Consider the following 18,795-nt stretch of genomic DNA (forward strand, 5'->3'; position numbering starts at 1 on the left):
CAGTCCAGACTATTTCCACTTAACTTTTATATGAATGTTATTCTTCAACTTTAAGTTCAGAAAGTTGATTACCTAAACGATCTGCTAAAGAGAATGAAACATCTTCTTCAGGTAATTCGTAGGTTTCTTCAACCACTTCTTCAACTTCTTCTTTTTCAGGTTTTGGAGCTTCTTGTAAAGCTTTAATACTTAAAGAAATACGTTGTTGTTCTGGATGAACTTCAAGAACTTTCACTTGAACTTCTTGACCTTCTTTAAGAACTTCGTGCGGTGTCGCAATATGTTGGTGAGCGATTTGAGAGATGTGTACTAATCCTTCTACTCCAGGGAATAATTCAACAAATGCTCCGAAAGTAGTTAGACGTTTTACTAAACCATCTAATACTGAACCAACTGCTGCACGTTCTTCAATGTTATCCCATGGTCCTGCTAATGTATCTTTGATTGATAATGATACACGTCCGCTTTCAGGATCTACAGAAATAACTTTTGCTTGAACTTCTTGGCCAACTTCTAATTTGTCGCTTGCTTTTGCAACATGTTCATGAGAGATTTGTGAAATATGAACTAATCCGTCCACTCCACCTAAGTCGATAAACGCACCGAAGTTTGTTAATCGAGCAACTTTACCAGTCACTACAGAACCTTCTTGAATTGATTCAAATACAGCTGCACGCTTAGCTGCTTTTTCAGCTGCAACTAAGTTTTTACGTGATAAGATTAAACGATTTTCGCTTGGTTCGATTTCAACGATTTCAAAAGCTAATGTTTGGCCTTTGAATTGAGCTAAGTTATCAACATAGTGGTCTGATACCATAGAAGCTGGTACGAAAGCACGAACTCCTGCATCTACTACTAAACCACCTTTAACAGCATCCACAACTGGAGCTTCGATAATTTTTTTATTATCAAATTTAGCTTGAATTTCTTCCCAAACTTTACGTGCATCTACACGTTTTTTAGAAAGTAAGAAACTTCCATTTTCTTTATCTTTGATTTGTTTGATGACTACTAAATCAACAACATCTCCTACTGATAAAACGTCTTCTACACGTTCCACTGGTGATGTTGATAATTCATTGAAAGGAATAACCCCTTCAACACCTCCACCGATAATTCCGACGATGGCTTGTTTATCTTGTAGAGTTAATACTTCACCTTGTACTAAATCTCCGATTTGAATATCTTTAACGATATCTAGCGCATCTTGCATTGTTTGTAATTCTGACATGTGACTTCCTCCTAGGGCGACAATTCATACGAACGCAAAGTTTACTTTTTGTGTAAAATCAAACTTTTTATCCATTTACAATCATACCACTAAATGAAAACGAATTCTAGTGTTTTTGTGTAAAATCTGGTTAATTCGTTAACTTTTCTTGGATAAGATTCGTGATTTTAGAAACAACTTCTTGAATTGATAGGCTTGTTGTATCGATTTCAATTGCATCATCCGCTTTTTTCAAAGGAGACTCTTTGCGAGTACTGTCTAAATAGTCACGGTGAGCAATTTCTTCTTCTAATTTTTCAAGAGATAACTCAATACCTTTCTCTTGGTTTTCTTTAAAACGGCGTAATGCACGTTCTTTAACTGAAGCTACTAAGAAAATTTTCAAATCAGCATTTGGAAGTACTACAGTTCCAATATCCCGGCCATCCATAATGATGGAGTGATTTTCTGCAATTTCCCTTTGCATTTGAACAAGTTTTACTCTTACTGATTTAATCGCTGAAACTTCAGAGACATTTCGTGTCACTTCAAGATCACGGATTTCATGTGTAACATCTTCCCCATTTAAGAAAACGAGTTGGCCTTCATCCGTATTTCTAAAACTAATTACTAAATTCTCTAATAACTCTTTGATTGCTTCAGCATCCACTACTGCAATATTATTTCTTAGAAAAGCCAATGTTGTTGCACGATACATCGCACCTGTATCTAAATATAGAAAATTCGTTTCTTTAGCAATCAATTTTGAAATCGTACTTTTTCCAGATGAAGCTGGTCCATCAATTGCAACTTGCATTCTATTCTTCCTTTCAAAAAGAAAGTCTGAAACGTCTTGCGTCTCAGACTTCTAAAAATTAACTAATTATTATTGTTTAACTTTTAAAGTAGTTCCTGGAGCTATATTATCTCCTGATAAACCATTAATTTGTTTTAATGTAGCAACATCCATCCCATGATTTACAGCAATACGGTATAAAGTATCTCCTTGTTTAACAACATAAGTTCCGTAATTTCCATTTTGTTGCGCTGCTGTTGTAGGCGTTTGTTGTGTTGTTTCGGCTTGTCTAGGAGCTGTCGTAGTCGCTTCAGGAGCTGCTGTTGTTGCTTCTTGCTTTGTAGTTGGTGCAACTGTTGTTTCTGGTGCTACTGTCGTTGTTTCAACCGTTTTAGTAAGCATTACATCATCAGCAGTTCTAGGTTTCACTTGATTACTGCTATTAACAATCGAGAACCACCACATAAATAATACTGGTGCAACAATTACAATTAGGAATACAAATAATAGTACATTTGATAAAGGAGCTACTGCTTTTCCACCTGAGTTTCTAGCACTACGAGAAAATTGACGATTTTTTAAATTTTCATCTTCACCAAATTTTCTTTCCCATGGTTGTTCTTCATTTTTATTTAAGTCTTCATTATTAAAGTTATCACTCATCAAAAATCCTCCTAATTTGACCCAATACAATCCTCAGTCAATTCACTAAACAATATAGCATATTTATGTGCTTAGGTGCAAACTTTTACTTTAGCTCTATTGTAGCATAAAAAAATTAAAAATCACTCTATTTAATCAGAGATTAAACAATTTTTTAAAGCTCTCTTCAAAGGAATTTTTTGAATTTTCCACTTCATTCCACTTAGAAGTAATCTCCATTAAAAACAAATCAAGATGCCTACAACTACTACACTTTCCACACGAAGCTTTCCTTTTTTCACCGAAAAAATGAGCTAGATATTGTTCTTTGCACAAGGTGGTATTTGCAAATTCTTCAATCTGCCCTATTTGCTTTAATTTACGCGATTTCTGGTTCTTTATAAATGCACTCGTTTGATCATTATTCCAACGAAACGTTTTCGCAATCTCTTTGATATTTTGATGAAGTTCCGTCTCTTCCTCATCATCTACTTCATAGGAGCGTTCAATCTTACGTCTCATTTGGGGAAAATCGTCTGAATGAACCAAGGCGATACAACGACTAAATTGCAAGTCTCTTCCAGCTCGACCAATTTGTTGCACATAATCTTCAAGTGTCTGTGGAAGTTGAAAATGGATAATCGTACGAATATTAGACTGATTAATCCCCATTCCAAATGCACTTGTTGCTAATAGAATGTTGATTTCTCCTCTAAAAAATTTCTGCTGAATCGTTTGACGGTCACTACTATGTCTCTTAGAGTGAAAGGTATCAATTTTTGTAAATCCTTCCTCTTGGAGTGATCCTTTTAACCCTTCAATCTCTTTAATCGTTGAGGCATACACGATACAAGGATATTCCACACGCTTCAACAATTCAGAAAGCATCTTACTACGAAGGCCTTCAACCGAAATAACATCAATTTCACGATTCTTCAAGAAGGCATGTCCTTGGAAATAAGTCGTCTCCTCTTTATTTAATCCTAAAAATGTATAAATATCATGAATCACTTGAGTCGTCGCTGTCGCAGTTAGCGCTAACGTTCGAGGACTTCCTAAACTTTTTCTCATCTTACCAATAAATAGGTAATCGCTTCTAAAGTCATACCCCCACTGCGATATACAATGCGCCTCATCGACAACGAGTAATCCAATTTCAAGTTTTGATAATTGCTTAAAGAATCTGGGGGCTTGTAACATCTCTGGAGAAACAAAAATAAATTGATACTCCTTTAACGTATTTAAAATATAATTTTTCTCTGCTTCAGTCATAAGGGAAGTAATGGCCACGGCTTTATGAATCCCCATCTGTTTTAAACTAGCTACTTGGTCGACCATTAACGCAATCAGAGGAGACACGATAACGACTCTACAGTTTTCTTTGATACCGATATATTGATAAATAAATGATTTTCCATTTCCTGTTGGTAAAATCGCAATCGCATCATGCCCTTCTTCAAGAGCCGTAATGATTTCTTTCTGGCCTTCTCTAAACGCATCATATCCGAATCGATTCAATATTGGATCCATGTCATTTACGCTCCTTTAAGGCTTTAATTTGATAGTATCTGAATAAGAAGAAATCTAGTTTTTTCCCTGCTGCTTCAAATTGGTCTTTAGCCTCTTTATACCTAGGATATTGTCCATTTTCAAAGAGGGATTTATAAGCCACGGCAGCCTTCGTTTCTTCAACGCGTTCATATAATGCCTCTTTTGTAAGTAACACATACTTTAAGAGATGGTCGTTAATCGTGCTCTCTTTAAGCTTACGAAGGTGGGCAATTTCTGTGCGTTTCATTCCTTTACAAAACAGACGAACTGTTTCTTGAACGGAACTCGTTTCATGAGAAATCCATTCAACCATTATAGAAAACCATCCATAAGCAATTGGAAAATTTTCAGGTTCCTCAAAGACATCGCTCACCCATTTCATTAAGACTAATCTCGAAAGAGGTTCACAGTCTTCAACCGTGGTAAATCCCCATAACGAAACAAGCTCGTCTTCTAGAGCCGCTGTCGACTTAGCTCCATTAAAAAGCCCTACCCAATGTCCTTTCACAGATTCATCTTGCTTATTAGCCCAGTCATGGAATTCATCTACAATACTACTAAACCAAACGGACGTAATGTTCTCTTTTTTTTCTTTATACCACCTCTTAAATAATTGCTGTAACCATACATTTTGAATGAGAGGACGATATCGTGTTTCTTCGTAGCGGTTGTAACTAATCCATTCGACCCAGAGTCTTGTGACATCTCGTAATTGCACAAATGAGTATGGATGCATCAAATAATTGACAGCATGTCTTCCATTTGTCACAAGAGAAAATTCTGGAATCTCTTTCAGTAGCACTAAACCTGATTCATTTTCGCTAACCATTCCTTCACGAAAGAATCCATCTACTAATTGATGAAAGTACTCTTCTTTTAAATGAGGTAAACTAGCAAAAAATACTTCAGTTTTATCTTCTGTCACGCCAATTAAAGTCGACATGGTACGATTTCCCGTTAAAATACGATATAATCGATTTAACGGAACCACACCATACGACTTGATCGCATGTAATATCCAAATTTGATAAAAGGAGTACTGACTCATGGATAAAAAATCCTCTCTTTCAAAAATTTATACAAAAGTTGACTGCGACTCATGTATCGCCTGTGGAATCTGTCAACTACGTGCTCCTGAAATCTTCGAGTACGATGCGGAAGGGATTGCCTTTGTAAAACAAGACAACAATACCGGAACAGTTCCACTACCAGAAGATACGCTGGAAAAGTTCAAAGATGCTTATACAGCCTGTCCAACTGGTGCCATTAAACGAAAAAACAGACCCTTTACAGAAGAATAAATAAACAAAACGGACTCACAACAGTATGAGTCCGTTTTTCTTTGTATGACTCCCTAATAGAAATCTATTTTTCGTCTAAAGCGAGCTTTCTTAGTTTCTGTACTTCAAATGAGCGTAATTCACGATAGTCTCCAGGGCGTAAGTTTTCCAACGTTAAAAATCCAAACTCTTCACGTTTTAATTTCATAACAGGTAATTCCACTGCTTCAAACATACGCTTCACTTGATGATTCCATCCTTCGTGAATCGTTAAAGCGACAATCCCTGTTCCTTTATCTGTATCAACTGATAAAATTTGAGCTATTGCGTTTGACGTTTTCTTACCATCTAAAACAATTCCGCGTTCCAATTGACGCATTTGACGAGGTGTTGGAATTCCTTTAACTTTTGCAATATATTTCTTTTCCACGTGATGCTTTGGATGAGTCATCAAGTTTGAAAACTCACCATCGTTGGTTAATAAAAGAAGTCCTGTCGTATCGTAGTCCAAACGTCCCACTGGATACACGCGTTGTTCTACATCTTTAAAATAATCAGTGACAACGGTTCTTCCCTTATCATCACTGGCACTTGAAAGCACTCCTTTGGGTTTATAAAACATAAAATATACAGGTTCTTCCTTGTAAATTGGAATACCGTCTACCTCAATTTTATCATTGGCACCAACTTTAAAGCCTAGTTCTCTAACGACTTCACCGTTGACCTTAACGCGGCCTTCTTGAATAAATGCCTCACATTTTCTGCGGGATGCCACACCTGCGTGTGCCATTACTTTTTGTAATCTTTCCACAAAAAAACCTACTCTTTCTCTTCTTCTACTTCATGATGTTCTTTAGAGCGTATTTCCAACTCTTCAAATAAATCATGATTATCTCTAAATAATTGGTTTGCTTCTTCAGAATCTAAATCGAATAAATCTGAAGCATCTGGCAGTGCATCAAGCGATTCTAATCCAAAGTAATCCATGAAATACGCTGTTGTTTTATACAATTTTGGACGTCCGGGTGTCTCTAATCTTCCAGCCTCTTCGATTAAATCTCTTAAAAGTAGTTTTTGAATCGAACCACTACTTTGAACGCCACGAATCGATTCAATATCCACACGTGTGACAGGTTGCTTATACGCGATAATCGCCAACGTTTCTAGAGAAGCTTGAGACAATTGAGAAGAATAAGGAGAAACCGCATATTTTTCGATATAGGATTTTAAACTAGCCTTTGTCACAAGTTTATAATGAGAAGCTGTAAGAAGAAGTTCTAGGCCACTATTTTCGTCCTCTAAGCGTTTCTTTAATTCATCTAGCAACTGACGAACCGCACTTCTTTCGAGTTCTAAAATATAGCTTGCTTCTTCTAATGTAATCCCATCATCTCCAGCAACAAATAGTAAGCCTTCTAATACTGAAATGTAATTAGTCACTCTCTTTCTCCTTTTCTTGTCTTTTCTCAATCAAAATATCCTCGTATGGAGAACTTTGAATAAAACGTACACGATGTTCACGAACGAGCTGTAACATCGCTAAAAATGTTGTTGTAATCGCATGCCTGTTGAACGCTGGGAAACATTCCTCGAATGGAACTTGTTTCTTATCTGTATGCTCTATTTTTGAAATAATCGAATCCATCAATTCCTCAACTGTATGCGTTTCATGTTGAATATTGGCCTTTAGCGGCATCTTAGCAATATTTTTACGCGCTAATTTCTTTAACGCGTTCCATAAATCTTGAGTCGTCACTTCTCCTTCTTTTAAAGGAATAATTTCTTGCATCGAAGACAAGTCACTTGCTTCTTTCCCGAAGTGTAATCCCCTTAGGAAAGAGAGCTCCTCAAGCTTTTTGGCATTTTCTTTAATTTGTTGATATTCCAATAGTTGTTGGACTAACTGATCACGAGGGTCTTCCACGATTGGCTCCCCGTCTTCATCCAACTCCTCCAACTTTGGTTTTGGAAGAAGCATTCTTGCTTTAATTTCTAATAAGGTTGATGCCATTACTAAATATTCAGCTGCCACTTCCAATTCCAATGTCTTCATGGAATGAATGAAGTTCAAATATTGCTTCGTTAATTCATTCATCGGAATATCGTAAATATCGATTTTCATCTCACGAATCAGATGCAAGAGGACGTCCATCGGTCCTTCGTATTCAGCTACTTTAATTGTTAAATCTTCCATGGTTCCTCACTTACACGATGTTTATTCCATTTTGCAAGAATAACACTCGTCTCAATTGTTCCACTTAATACTTTATCTTCCATCTTTGCTAAATCTTCTAACATTTGGAATGTAATATTTTCCCCACGAAACGAAGGTGACAACGATAAGTATTTAATGATAACCGTGTCTGTTGTGCTTTCCCCACCAATCAATCCAATAAAATTTTCACTGTCACTTTCTTTAAAAAGCCAACATTTAATTGATGGATTTGTCGCGATTTCTTCAATTTCCTCTTGCAATCGTTTAAAGTCCTTGAATTCTGGGATATAGGATAATAATCCCATCACAATTTTTTTATTCGTTGCTGAATAAGGTACTAACAAATTCATTCCTCCTCGAGGTTCGTCTCTTAATATAAAACTAACACTTTACGAACCAATGATTTGAACACTTCTTTAACGCGTTGTGTTGTTTCTACCACTTCTTCGTGGTTTAAGTTTGCTTGCATTCCTGCAGCTAAGTTTGTGATACATGAAATCCCAATTACTTTGATACCAGCGTGGTTTGCTACGATAACTTCAGGAACTGTTGACATTCCTACAGCATCCCCACCGATAGCTTGTGTAAAGCGGATTTCTGCTGGTGTTTCGTATGTTGGTCCAGAGTATCCCATGTATACTCCTTCTTTAATATTGATGTTTAATTCTTTAGCAGCTTTACGAACCACTTCTTGTCCATATTCATGGTACGCATGGCTCATGTCAGGGAAACGAGGTCCAAAGCGTTCATCGTTTGGTCCGATAAGCGGGTTTGTACCAGTGTAGTTAATTTGGTCTGTAATAATCATTAAGTCCCCTGGTTCAAATGTTGGGTTTGCACCACCAGCTGAGTTTGTCACAATAATCGTTTCAACATCTAATAATTTCATTAAACGAATTGGGAACGTTACTGTTTCCATATCGTAACCTTCATAGTAATGGAAACGTCCATCCATGATTAGAACTTGTTTGCCTTCTAATTCACCATATACAAGACGGCCAGCATGACCGACTACAGTTGACACTGGGAAGTTTGGAATATCTTTATAGTCAAAGATTAATGGATTTTTTACTTCTCCAGCAAGTTCACCAAGACCTGATCCTAAAATCATTCCGAAATCAATGTGACCAATGCCATTTTCTTGTAAAAACGTTTTTGTTTCGACTAATTGTTCGTATTTGCTCATGATGTTCCCTCTTTCTGTATTAGTTTAATTCTTTTAAGAAGCTTGTTCCGTTACCAGTTGATGCTACCCCAAAGTTTTCGCTGATTGTTTCTGCGATATCGCTGAAGTGTCCTTGTGGTAAGTGTGTTGGGTGTTTCAATGATTTGCTGATGGCTAACACTGGAATGTACTCACGAGTGTGGTCTGTTCCTTTGAATGTTGGGTCGTTTCCGTGGTCAGCAGTGATAATGAGTAAATCATCTTCTTGCATGTTTTCTACGATTTCTGGAATACGAGCATCAAATGCTTCAAGCGCTTCACCGTATCCTTTTGTATTACGACGGTGACCATAAACCGCGTCAAAGTCCACTAAGTTTAAGAAACTCATACCAGTGAAGTCTTTCTTCAATACTTCAACAAGTTTGTCTACGCCATCCATGTTGTCTTTTGTACGAACGAATTCAGTGATTCCTTGTCCGTTAAAGATATCGTTAATTTTACCAATTGCAATGACATCAAAGCCATCTTTCTTCAAGAAATCTAATGTTGTTTCGCCAAATGGACTTAACGCATAGTCATGTCGGTTTGAAGTTCTTTGGAAGTTGCCAGGTTCACCCACATATGGACGAGCAATGATACGACCAATCATGTATGGATCGTCTTTTGTAATTTCACGAGCGTATTCACAAATACGATATAACTCTTCTAGCGGAATAATGTCTTCATGAGCAGCAATTTGCATTACTGGGTCAGCAGAAGTATAAACGATTAAATCGCCTGTTTCCATTTGGTGTTTACCGTAGTCATCAATAACCGCTGTTCCACTGTATGGTAAGTTACATACGATCCCTCTTCCTGAGAACTTAGAAATACGGTCTAATAATTCTTGTGGGAAACCATTAGGGAAAACACGGAAAGGAGTTTTAATATTTAAGCCCATTAATTCCCAGTGACCTGTCATTGTATCTTTACCAACAGAAACTTCTTCAAGTTTCGTATAGCTTCCTTCTGGATGTTCTACTGGTGGAACTGTTTTTAAAGGAGCGATATTCCCTAAACCATAACGTTGCATATTTGGCACATTTAGACCTACAGTTTCTGAAATATGGCCTAAAGTATGTGAACCTGCATCATCAAATTTTGCAGCATCGGGTGCTTCTCCAATACCTACAGAGTCCATTACAATGACATGTATTCTTTTAAATTTCATAGTTTCCATCTCCATTTTCTTTATTTACGAACGAGGATGTGCTTGTTTGTAAATTTCCTTCATTCGTTCGTTTGTAATATGTGTATAAATTTGTGTCGTACTAATATCCGAGTGCCCGAGTAACTCCTGCACAATTCGAAGGTCGGCACCCGCTTCTAAAATATGAGTTGCAAAGGAATGGCGCAATGTATGCGGGCTCACTTCCTTTGTAATCATGGCTGTCTGGACGATCTTCTTTAAATTCTTCCAGAAACCTTGACGTGTAAACGGACCGCCTCTGTGATTCAAGAACAAGACATTCGATAACTTCTTCTCGTCTTCTAAAGCAGGCCGTGCATACTCTAAATAGTTTTGAATCCAGTTAGTTGCTTCTTGTCCAATCGGGATAATGCGTTGTTTATTTCCTTTCCCAATCGTTTGTAAGAATCCAAGTTCCAAATGCAAATCACCAAGTTCAATACTAATCAGTTCGCTTACACGCATCCCAGTTGCATACAAAAGTTCGAGCATGGCTTTATCTCTTAGTCCTAAAACAGTCGTTGTGTCTGGGACCTCCAGCAACCGATTCACTTCATCGATACTGAGGGCTTTTGGCAACTGCTTCTTCGGTTTTGGCGGATGAATTTGCTGTGTCGGGTCTTTGTCTATTATTCGCTCTTGGATAAGAAACTGGAAGAACTTCTTCAAGCAACTAATCATGCGACTTGTTGAACTAACGGCATATTCGTCTTTTTTTAATTTCTGTAGAAATAGTACCATTGTCGTATGGTCCACATTTTGAAGACGTATCACCTTCTGTTCTTCTAAAAACTGAGAAAACTTCTCTAAGTCTCGTCTATAGCTGGAAACCGTATTATCGGATAGACCCTGAACGGCAATACTATCCAGGAAGTAGTGTATTTCTTTCATCTTCTACCCTTCCTTTTGCTGGCAATTTTTGCAAATTCCATGGAAAGTCAGCCGATGATCCAACACCTGAAAATGAAACTGCTCTAACACTTTCTGTTCCACATCAATGAGAAGGTCCTCTTCCACCTCTTGAATTTGACCACATTTAACACACAATAAATGATGTGCAAAATGTCTGCTAACAGACTGCTTCAAATGATAGCGACCAATACCATCGTCAAATATATTTCTGGTAACTACCTCTAAATCCGTTAAAATTTCTAATGTTCGATAAACTGTTGCTAATCCAATATCTGGATATTTTTCTTTTACAAACATATAAATTTCTTCAGCAGTCAGTAGTTCATTTAAATGTTCCAGAAGAATCTCAACTGTTGCCTGTCTTTGCAGGGTTAGTTTGAATCCTTCTTCTTGTAACTTCTTTTGAATCTCTTCAATAGAAATAGATGACAAGCGATTCGCCTCCACTCATTATTCTTCAATCAGATGAATAAATCCTTCTTCTTGTGTAATTCGTTTTGCCTTTAACAAGTTTCCAATGGCACGTTTAAATTGTCCTTTACTAATTCCAAAAATCTCTTTGATGACTTTAGGATCACTTTTATCCCAATATGGAAGTGTATGCGTTGGTCGATTCTTTAACATCGCAATAATCATTTCCGCATCATCTCCAATAGCTTCATGTGCTCTAGGTCTCATTGATACATTAAGGACTCCATCAGGTCGTAAGCCAATCACACGAACAGTAATTTCTTCTCCCAGCGTTGGTTCATATAATCGTTCTGAAGGATGCAAGAACAATTTATATCCTTCCGGAGTTATAATCGTAGTCCCAACCAGGCGCACTTGTGTCACAATTCCAGTTAAATCTTTATTCAACAGCCCTTTGTGACCACGAATCACTTTATCATTAAGTGCGTTTCCATCCCCCATCGTTGCCCATGTACGATCTTTTTTATCTTTTATCAATGTTACATATAAACGATTATTTTTCTTTGGCCATAACTCTTTCATACTTGGAAGTTCATCCAATGAAACTACCATATCTTTATCTTCTAAACCAATATCTACAAATACGCCTAAGTCTTTTCTGACTTGTGTCACACTTGCCCATCCATAACTTTCATTTGTTACTTCAGGAATATTCAGAGTAAAGACTTTTTTACGAGAAGAATTCTCATATAAGAATCCCGTTACTACATCACCGATTTTTAGTGTTTCTGTAGCTTCGTCTTTTTTTAGACGGAATGTTTCTCCACTCTTTTGCACAAAAAAGTACTTTTCGTTTTCATCCGTGATAATGGCTTGAACAACAGTCGATAATTCACTTGTCATAACAAACCTCCTTCTTTTTACATTTGTCTTTTTATTTTACCACAAAATAGGGCTTACAGTCATTTTTATCCTGTAAATTGGGCCTTTTTCTTAAAGGATACGCATGAATCTTTGAAGCACTTACACTTACGCTCTCAATTTTATAAAAAAAAGGCTTGAACAAACCTTTTAGATTCGTTCAAACCTTTTTATTTTCAAATGAATTATAAGCGAGCTACTTTCATCATGTTTGTTGTACCTTTAATTCCTAAAGGAACACCAGCAGTGATGATTACTAAGTCGTTTTCTTTAGCAGTGTGGTAGTCACGTACTGCTTGAAGACATAATTCAAACATTTCGTCAGTTGATTTAGCGCGATCAACGATTACTGGTTTAACACCCCAGATTAATGCTAAGGCACGTTGTTGACGTTCTGTTGAAGTGACACCTAAGATTGTTGCGTCAGGACGGAATTTAGAAATCATTTTCGCAGTATGTCCTGATTCTGTTGCAGCAACAATTGTTTTAACTTTTAAGTTTTTAGCTGTATGTGCTACTGAACGACCAATCGCTTCAGCTACATCGTTTTCGTTGAATGCTTTTAATTTGAATTTGTCACGTACACGGATTTCTTGTTCTGTACGAACACAGATATTTGCCATTGTACGAACTGCTTCTACTGGGTAATCCCCTGCTGCAGATTCACCAGATAACATAACTGCATCTGTTCCGTCGAAGATAGCATTCGCTACGTCACCAACTTCCGCACGTGTTGGACGTGGGTTACGTTGCATTGAATCTAACATTTGAGTAGCTGTAATAACTGGTTTACCTAATGTGTTACATTTCTTGATTAACATTTTTTGAACGATTGGAACTTCTTCCGCAGCGATTTCAACACCCATGTCTCCACGAGCAACCATTAAACCGTCAGATAAAGCTAAGATTTCGTCAATATTGTCGATACCTTCTTGGTTTTCGATTTTTGGAATAATTTGAATGTGAGTTGCATTATGTTCTTTTAACAAATCGCGGATTTCTTGAACGTCTGAAGCACGACGAACGAAACTTGCTGCGATGAAGTCAATATCATTTTCAATACCGAAAATAATATCTGCACGGTCTTTTTCAGTGATACCAGGTAATTTTGTTTTAACACCAGGAACGTTAATTCCTTTTTTGTTTTTAACAACACCACTGTTGTTTACGACGCAGACAATTTCGCCATTTGCGTGGTCTACTTCAGTAACAGCTAAACCTACTAAACCGTCATCTACTAAGATAATTGATCCAGGTTTAACATCGTTGATTAATTCTGGATAAGTAATAGAGAATTTTTCTTTTGTTCCTAGCACTTCAGTCATTGAAATACGAACTACATCACCAGTGTGGAATTCAATCGCACCATTTTCCATATTATGTGTACGAATTTCTGGTCCTTTTGTATCTAAAAGAATTGCGATAACGCGTCCTGTTTCTTTACGGATTTTTTTGATTGTGTTGATACGTGCTAAATGCTCTTCATGGTCACCATGTGAGAAGTTTAGACGTGCAACGTTCATTCCTGCTTCTGATAAAGCAGCTAATTTTTCTGGAGCTTCACTAGCTGGTCCAATTGTACATACGATTTTAGTTCTTTTCATTTTATCCTTGACTCCTTTAATTTTTTAGAAAGAAATTTCTTTATTTAGTTGATACAACTCTAAGTTAGGTAAATGTTTGCCGTTTGCTAATGTTTCAACGATATCACTATAGATAATTTCTTCAGCTTTAACGCCAACACAAACGCCACCGATATCTTCTTTTAACAAATCGATTGCTTTGGCACCCATTCGGCTTGCAAGAACGCGGTCACGAGCACTAGGAGCTCCCCCACGTTGAACGTGTCCGAGAACTGTAACACGAGTGTGGAAATCACTATCATATTCACGTAATTTTTTGGCCAGTTCGTCCCCTGACATTACGCCTTCCGCTAGAAGAATTAACGTATGTTTCTTCCCATTTAAACGTCCTTGTTTGATTTCTTTTGCAACAGCTTCTAAATCAAAATCTTGTTCAGGAATTAAAATTTGTTCTGCACCACTAGCAACCCCTGTCCAAAGTGCAATATCTCCAGCACGACGACCCATAACCTCAACGATAAACGTACGAACGTGTGATGTCGCAGTATCGCGAAGACGGTCTAGCGCTTCTAATACAGTATTGATTGCAGTATCGAAACCAATTGTATATTCCGTACCAGGAATATCATTGTCAATCGTTCCTGGAACCCCAACTGTTGGGAAACCAAGCTTCGTTAAAGCAACGGCACCTTGATAGCTTCCGTCACCACCGATAACAACAAGACCTTCAATACCGAATTTCTTTAATTGTTCAATCCCTTTTTCTTGTCCTTCGCGATTTGCGAATTCAGGATAACGCGCAGAATACAAGAATGTACCCCCACGACCAATCATGTCGCTCACGTCAGACGGATTTAATTTACGAATATCACCAGCTACTAAACCGGCAAAACCGTAGTTAATTCCATAGACTTCAAAGCCTTCATAAATACCCTTACGTACAATGGCACGTACAGCGGCATTCATCCCTGGAGCGTCTCCTCCACTTGTTAAAACAGCAATGCGTTTCACAAAGATTCACCTCTTAGATTTATTTTTACTGGAACAAGCCCATTTGTTCTCATTTTATCACTTTTTAGAACAAATGTCTTTCATTTTCATAAACTTTTTCATTTTACAATTTTTATACATTCTTTATCTAAAATGTCGATAAGACTAGGTATTAGCTTTGACTCAAGATTTACACCGTTTGCAAAAGAATTCTTTACGAGCGTCTTACTATTCACAAGGAATAATTCAACAGGTGTCACTCCTTTATATTTGGTCACGAGTTGTTTGATTTCCGCATATACTTCTGGAGTATGTTTTTCTGGACGAATCGCAATTTGCAATTTTTTAGATGAATCAGCTAGCAACTTATCAGCAAAACTCATCGGATACATACGATTTAACTGCAATTGCCATTGACCTTTTTGTCCTCTCTTCACACGACCTTCCATAAGAACCATCGTATTTTGTTGAAGATGCTGATAGATTTCAGCAAGTGTTGATGGAAAGACAACTACATCGATCATCCCAGACGCATCTTGAAGTGTGACATACGCCATTTTCTCTCCTTTACGAGTGGAGATTTTACGAATGTCCACAATCAATCCTACAAAACGCATATATCCTTCTTCAAAAACAGATTGAATTGCTTGAATCCATCCACTCTTCATAAGAGGATCGTATTTCGAGGAAGGATGTGGCGAAATTGAAAAGCCAAGCACTTCAATTTCTTCTCCAATCCTTTGAAGTAATGGTTCTTCTTCTACATGAGTGAAAGCTACTTCTAAGTCATCCTCAAGTGATAAATTCAACCCATGGAATTTCACACTTTTAGCAACAGCATCCACATTCGCCTTCAGCGTCGCCCGTGTTTCACCAAACTCATCAAAAGCCCCCGCATTAATTAACGCTACTAAAAGTGGTTCTTTTGTATATTGAGCACCCATTCGATATGCAAAGTCTTGGAACCCTTTGAACGGTCCATACTCATAACGGTTCTTCACGATACTTTCAACAAAGTCTCGTCTAATTCCTTTAATACTATTGAGACCGACAATAACACCACTATCGTTCGCTACGAAATCAGCAAAACTATTATTGATACTTGGTGGCAATATTTTAATCCCTAATTGACGCGCTTCTACAAGATAGTCTTGTAACTTCGATGATTTCGCACTCGCGTTTTGGAACAAGGCTGTAAAGAACGCTGTAGGATAGTTTGCCTTTAAGTACGCCAATTGATAAGACAGCATCGCATAAGCTACTGCGTGTGATTTATTAAATCCATAGTTGGCAAACTTTTCAATATAGTCGTAGACCGTCTCGGCATCCTCTTGTTTGTATCCTTTTGAAACGGCGCCTTGCACAAATTTTTCTTTTTGTGCAGCGATAGTTTCACTATTCTTCTTACCAATCGCACGACGTAAAATATCCGCTTCTCCTAAAGAAAAACCAGCCATTTCACTTGCAGCTTGCATAACTTGTTCTTGGTAGACCAAAATACCATAGGTTGGTTCAAGAATCCTTTGAAGAGATGCATGCGGATACTGAACGATTTCTGTTCCTTTTTTACGATTAATAAAATGAGAAATTTGCTCCATTGGTCCTGGACGGTACAACGAGAGTACTGCCACTAAATCTTCGAATTCAGTTGGTTTCATTTCCTTCAAAACACGGCGAATACCATCTGACTCGAATTGAAAAATCCCGTTCGTCTGTGCTTTTTGGAAGAGTTCAAACGTACGAGGGTCGTCTAGAGGAATCTTCGTAATATCCAATTCTTTTTTCGTAATCTTTTGAGTTTGTTGGATTGCCTTATGCAGCAATGTCAGGTTACTTAACCCAAGTAGGTCCATCTTGAGAAGACCCACTTTTTCAACAGCCTGCATCGCATACTGCGTTAGCATCCAATCAGCTTCCTGAAGTGACGCCGAATACCCTTTGTCTCGTTTCATTAACGGAACGGTCTTGGTCAACGCATCTTGCGACAACACAACTCCGGCCGCGTGGACAGATGAATGACGTGGAAGACCTTCAAGAGCTTTTGCCACTTGATAGAGTTTGCGATTGCGTTCACTACTTTCTATATGTTCTCTAAACGCTTTATTTTCTTTATAGGTCTGCTCTAATGTTACTTTCCCTTGAGCGATATTATTTGAAAACTTCTGAACCGTAATGATGTTTTCGCCAAAGACTTTACATACATCACGTAACACTTGTTTCGCTCCAAGTGTACCAAATGTCACGATTTGCGCTACATTTTGATTTCCATATTTTGAAACGATATACGCTAAAATATCTTCACGCTTATCATCAGGAAAATCCAAGTCGATATCAGGCATTGTATAACGTTCACGGTTTAAGAAACGTTCAAATAGCAAGTGATAACGAATCGGATCAACACCTGTAATATGTAAGAGATACGCTACAAGTGAACCTGCCGCAGATCCACGACCAGCTCCGGTTTGAATACCTTTCTCACGCGCATGACGCATAATATCCCAAACAATTAGGAAGTAATCATCAAATCCCATCTCATGAATAACGGCCAATTCTTCTTTAAGACGATTCACATAGATGGGCGTCGTTACTCCCATCTCAAGCATTGCTGCTTCACATAATTCATAAAGGAACTGTGCACTCGTCTTCCCATCTGGTACTGGGAATTTAGGGAGCATGGTGTCTCTTAGAGGAATCTCTACCACTAAATCTTTTGTAAACTTTTCTAAGTTAGAAAGAAGCACTCCACCTTCTACCACTTGGAACACCTTCGCCATCGAAGTCGCTTCTGGTAAAGATTCACTCCCTGTTGCATCTTCTTGAGTAAACGAGAGAGTTCCCCCTAGTCGAATCGCTTGTAATACTTTCCATGGGAAATAATCAGTTGCATTTAAATAACGTGAGACACTAAAGGCAACAGGAAGAACTCCAGCTGCTTCAATTCCTTCACGCATTTTTTCGAACTCACTACGTTCGACCATTTCACGAGTAATCCCTATAGCAATCTCAACGCCCGCATACTCTTCCTTCACAGCTTTTAGAACCGCTTCAAGTCTGCCCTTAGAATTCGCCGCAACCCACTCACTATCCGTTGGAGGAAGAACGATTTTCACATCCTCGCTATGAGTGGCAATCCACTCCGTCATTTCTTTTGTCCAAGTAAGTCCTTGTTGATATAGGGTTGAGAGTTTCAGGAGGGATTCATACCCCTTAGAGCCCTTTGCATAGACGACAAGCATTTCTTTTTTAGACGCATCACTCTTCCATGCAATCTCGAATGTACATCCTAGAATCGGTTGAATTCCATTTTGAATACAGCGCTCATAAAACTCCACTGCACCATGCAGCACGCCATCATCTGTTAGGGCCAATTGTTTATAACCTAATAATTTTCCAGTCGCAACATACTCATTTAAACGAATCGTACTCTTGAGTAATGAATAGCTACTGAATACTTGTAAAGTTGTATATGGCATAGGGTTCCTCCTCTCGTATTAGTCGTCTTATTATAGCATATCTTCCCCATTCGCGCTCCCTTTTGGAAAGTTTTTCGCCCCATCTATTGTCAAAAGAATCTTGCTTGTACTATAATGGGAACTGAAAGAAGGGTTGTCCGTGAAATATATTGTTACCATCGTATGGGGATTGATACTTAGCCAAGTTACTTATTACCTAGGAAGTGCGCTCTCTCAAACACCTTACAACGTACAAAGCGCCGTAACCGTAGGAGTGCTCGTAACTGCAGCTATCTTTATCATCCAGCACGTATTTATGAAATCAAAAGAAAACAGAAGTTAAGAGTTGAACCTTAACTTCTGTTTTTTTATTTATTTTTAGCGCTTCGAAGTTTGACCGATTTTCGTACGTTGCAATTCTATCTCTCGTAAAATCACA

General features: G+C 37.9%; 18 protein-coding genes and 1 pseudogene. 2 read left to right on the plus strand and 17 right to left on the minus strand.

What is annotated here, in order from left to right; all coding sequences use genetic code 11:
- Window positions 1-37: 37 nt before the first annotated feature.
- From rpsA to NQ540_RS05605, 5 genes are all read right to left on the minus strand, one after another.
- On the minus strand, window positions 38-1,231 hold the full coding sequence (rpsA, locus tag NQ540_RS05585; RefSeq protein ID WP_005605707.1) for a 30S ribosomal protein S1: 1,194 nt from the start codon (window positions 1,229-1,231) through the stop codon (window positions 38-40).
- Between the two features lie 130 nt (window positions 1,232-1,361).
- Entirely contained in the window at window positions 1,362-2,027 is a 666-nt protein-coding gene (cmk, locus tag NQ540_RS05590) for a (d)CMP kinase (RefSeq protein WP_005605709.1), read from the minus strand.
- Window positions 2,028-2,096: 69 nt separating this feature from the next.
- Window positions 2,097-2,669, minus strand: coding sequence for an SAG1386/EF1546 family surface-associated protein (locus NQ540_RS05595; RefSeq protein ID WP_005605710.1), 573 nt, complete (start codon window positions 2,667-2,669; stop codon window positions 2,097-2,099).
- 135 nt (window positions 2,670-2,804) lie between these two features.
- Entirely contained in the window at window positions 2,805-4,178 is a 1,374-nt protein-coding gene (locus NQ540_RS05600) for a RecQ family ATP-dependent DNA helicase (protein ID WP_005605712.1), read from the minus strand.
- A gap of 1 nt (window position 4,179) precedes the next feature.
- Window positions 4,180-5,247 (minus strand): helix-turn-helix domain-containing protein, encoded by a 1,068-nt coding sequence (locus tag NQ540_RS05605; RefSeq protein WP_005605713.1) that lies wholly within the window; start codon window positions 5,245-5,247, stop codon window positions 4,180-4,182.
- Here NQ540_RS05605 and NQ540_RS05610 point away from each other — a divergent pair.
- Window positions 5,246-5,500: a ferredoxin gene (locus NQ540_RS05610; RefSeq protein WP_005605715.1), complete on the plus strand. Its 255-nt coding sequence runs from the start codon at window positions 5,246-5,248 to the stop codon at window positions 5,498-5,500. The two genes, NQ540_RS05605 and NQ540_RS05610, sit on opposite strands and share 2 nt — an antisense overlap.
- Window positions 5,501-5,564: 64 nt before the next feature.
- On the opposite strand, the gene NQ540_RS05615 is transcribed toward NQ540_RS05610, so the two are convergent.
- The 12 genes and pseudogenes from NQ540_RS05615 to NQ540_RS05670 all read right to left on the minus strand — a co-directional run bounded on the left by NQ540_RS05615 (window position 5,565) and on the right by NQ540_RS05670 (window position 18,377).
- Window positions 5,565-6,290, minus strand: a complete 726-nt coding sequence (locus NQ540_RS05615; RefSeq protein ID WP_005605717.1) for a pseudouridine synthase — start codon at window positions 6,288-6,290, stop codon at window positions 5,565-5,567.
- An 8-nt stretch (window positions 6,291-6,298) separates the two neighbouring features.
- Window positions 6,299-6,919, minus strand: a complete 621-nt coding sequence (scpB, locus tag NQ540_RS05620; RefSeq protein ID WP_005605719.1) for an SMC-Scp complex subunit ScpB — start codon at window positions 6,917-6,919, stop codon at window positions 6,299-6,301.
- Window positions 6,912-7,673, minus strand: a complete 762-nt coding sequence (locus NQ540_RS05625; RefSeq protein ID WP_005605721.1) for a segregation and condensation protein A — start codon at window positions 7,671-7,673, stop codon at window positions 6,912-6,914. The genes scpB and NQ540_RS05625 overlap by 8 nt, the downstream gene beginning before the upstream one ends.
- Window positions 7,661-8,038 (minus strand): GNAT family N-acetyltransferase, encoded by a 378-nt coding sequence (locus NQ540_RS05630; protein ID WP_039848805.1) that lies wholly within the window; start codon window positions 8,036-8,038, stop codon window positions 7,661-7,663. The genes NQ540_RS05625 and NQ540_RS05630 overlap by 13 nt, the downstream gene beginning before the upstream one ends.
- A gap of 26 nt (window positions 8,039-8,064) precedes the next feature.
- Window positions 8,065-8,880 (minus strand): purine-nucleoside phosphorylase, encoded by an 816-nt coding sequence (locus NQ540_RS05635; protein ID WP_005605723.1) that lies wholly within the window; start codon window positions 8,878-8,880, stop codon window positions 8,065-8,067.
- 19 nt (window positions 8,881-8,899) lie between these two features.
- On the minus strand, window positions 8,900-10,069 hold the full coding sequence (deoB, locus tag NQ540_RS05640) for a phosphopentomutase (RefSeq protein WP_039848807.1): 1,170 nt from the start codon (window positions 10,067-10,069) through the stop codon (window positions 8,900-8,902).
- Between the two features lie 24 nt (window positions 10,070-10,093).
- The gene (gene xerD, locus NQ540_RS05645) at window positions 10,094-10,978 is read right to left on the minus strand and encodes a site-specific tyrosine recombinase XerD (protein ID WP_005605725.1); all 885 of its coding nucleotides are present in this window, start codon (window positions 10,976-10,978) and stop codon (window positions 10,094-10,096) included.
- Window positions 10,979-10,981: 3 nt separating this feature from the next.
- Complete coding sequence (locus NQ540_RS05650) at window positions 10,982-11,446, minus strand: Fur family transcriptional regulator (RefSeq protein WP_005605726.1); 465 nt, start codon at window positions 11,444-11,446, stop codon at window positions 10,982-10,984.
- Window positions 11,447-11,449: 3 nt separating this feature from the next.
- The gene (locus tag NQ540_RS05655) at window positions 11,450-12,313 is read right to left on the minus strand and encodes a CvfB family protein (protein ID WP_005605727.1); all 864 of its coding nucleotides are present in this window, start codon (window positions 12,311-12,313) and stop codon (window positions 11,450-11,452) included.
- A 215-nt stretch (window positions 12,314-12,528) separates the two neighbouring features.
- Window positions 12,529-13,935: pseudogene (gene pyk, locus NQ540_RS05660) on the minus strand (pyruvate kinase); the annotation flags it as partial.
- A gap of 24 nt (window positions 13,936-13,959) precedes the next feature.
- Window positions 13,960-14,925, minus strand: coding sequence for a 6-phosphofructokinase (gene pfkA, locus NQ540_RS05665; RefSeq protein ID WP_005605729.1), 966 nt, complete (start codon window positions 14,923-14,925; stop codon window positions 13,960-13,962).
- Window positions 14,926-15,023: 98 nt separating this feature from the next.
- On the minus strand, window positions 15,024-18,377 hold the full coding sequence (locus NQ540_RS05670; protein ID WP_005605730.1) for a DNA polymerase III subunit alpha: 3,354 nt from the start codon (window positions 18,375-18,377) through the stop codon (window positions 15,024-15,026).
- A 139-nt stretch (window positions 18,378-18,516) separates the two neighbouring features.
- On the opposite strand from NQ540_RS05670, the gene NQ540_RS05675 reads away from it, so the two are divergent.
- Window positions 18,517-18,699 (plus strand): YjzD family protein, encoded by a 183-nt coding sequence (locus tag NQ540_RS05675; RefSeq protein ID WP_005605732.1) that lies wholly within the window; start codon window positions 18,517-18,519, stop codon window positions 18,697-18,699.
- The last annotated feature ends 96 nt before the right edge of the window (window positions 18,700-18,795 follow it).

The organism is Granulicatella adiacens ATCC 49175 (genome assembly GCF_025150565.1).
Lineage (GTDB): Bacteria > Bacillota > Bacilli > Lactobacillales > Aerococcaceae > Granulicatella > Granulicatella adiacens.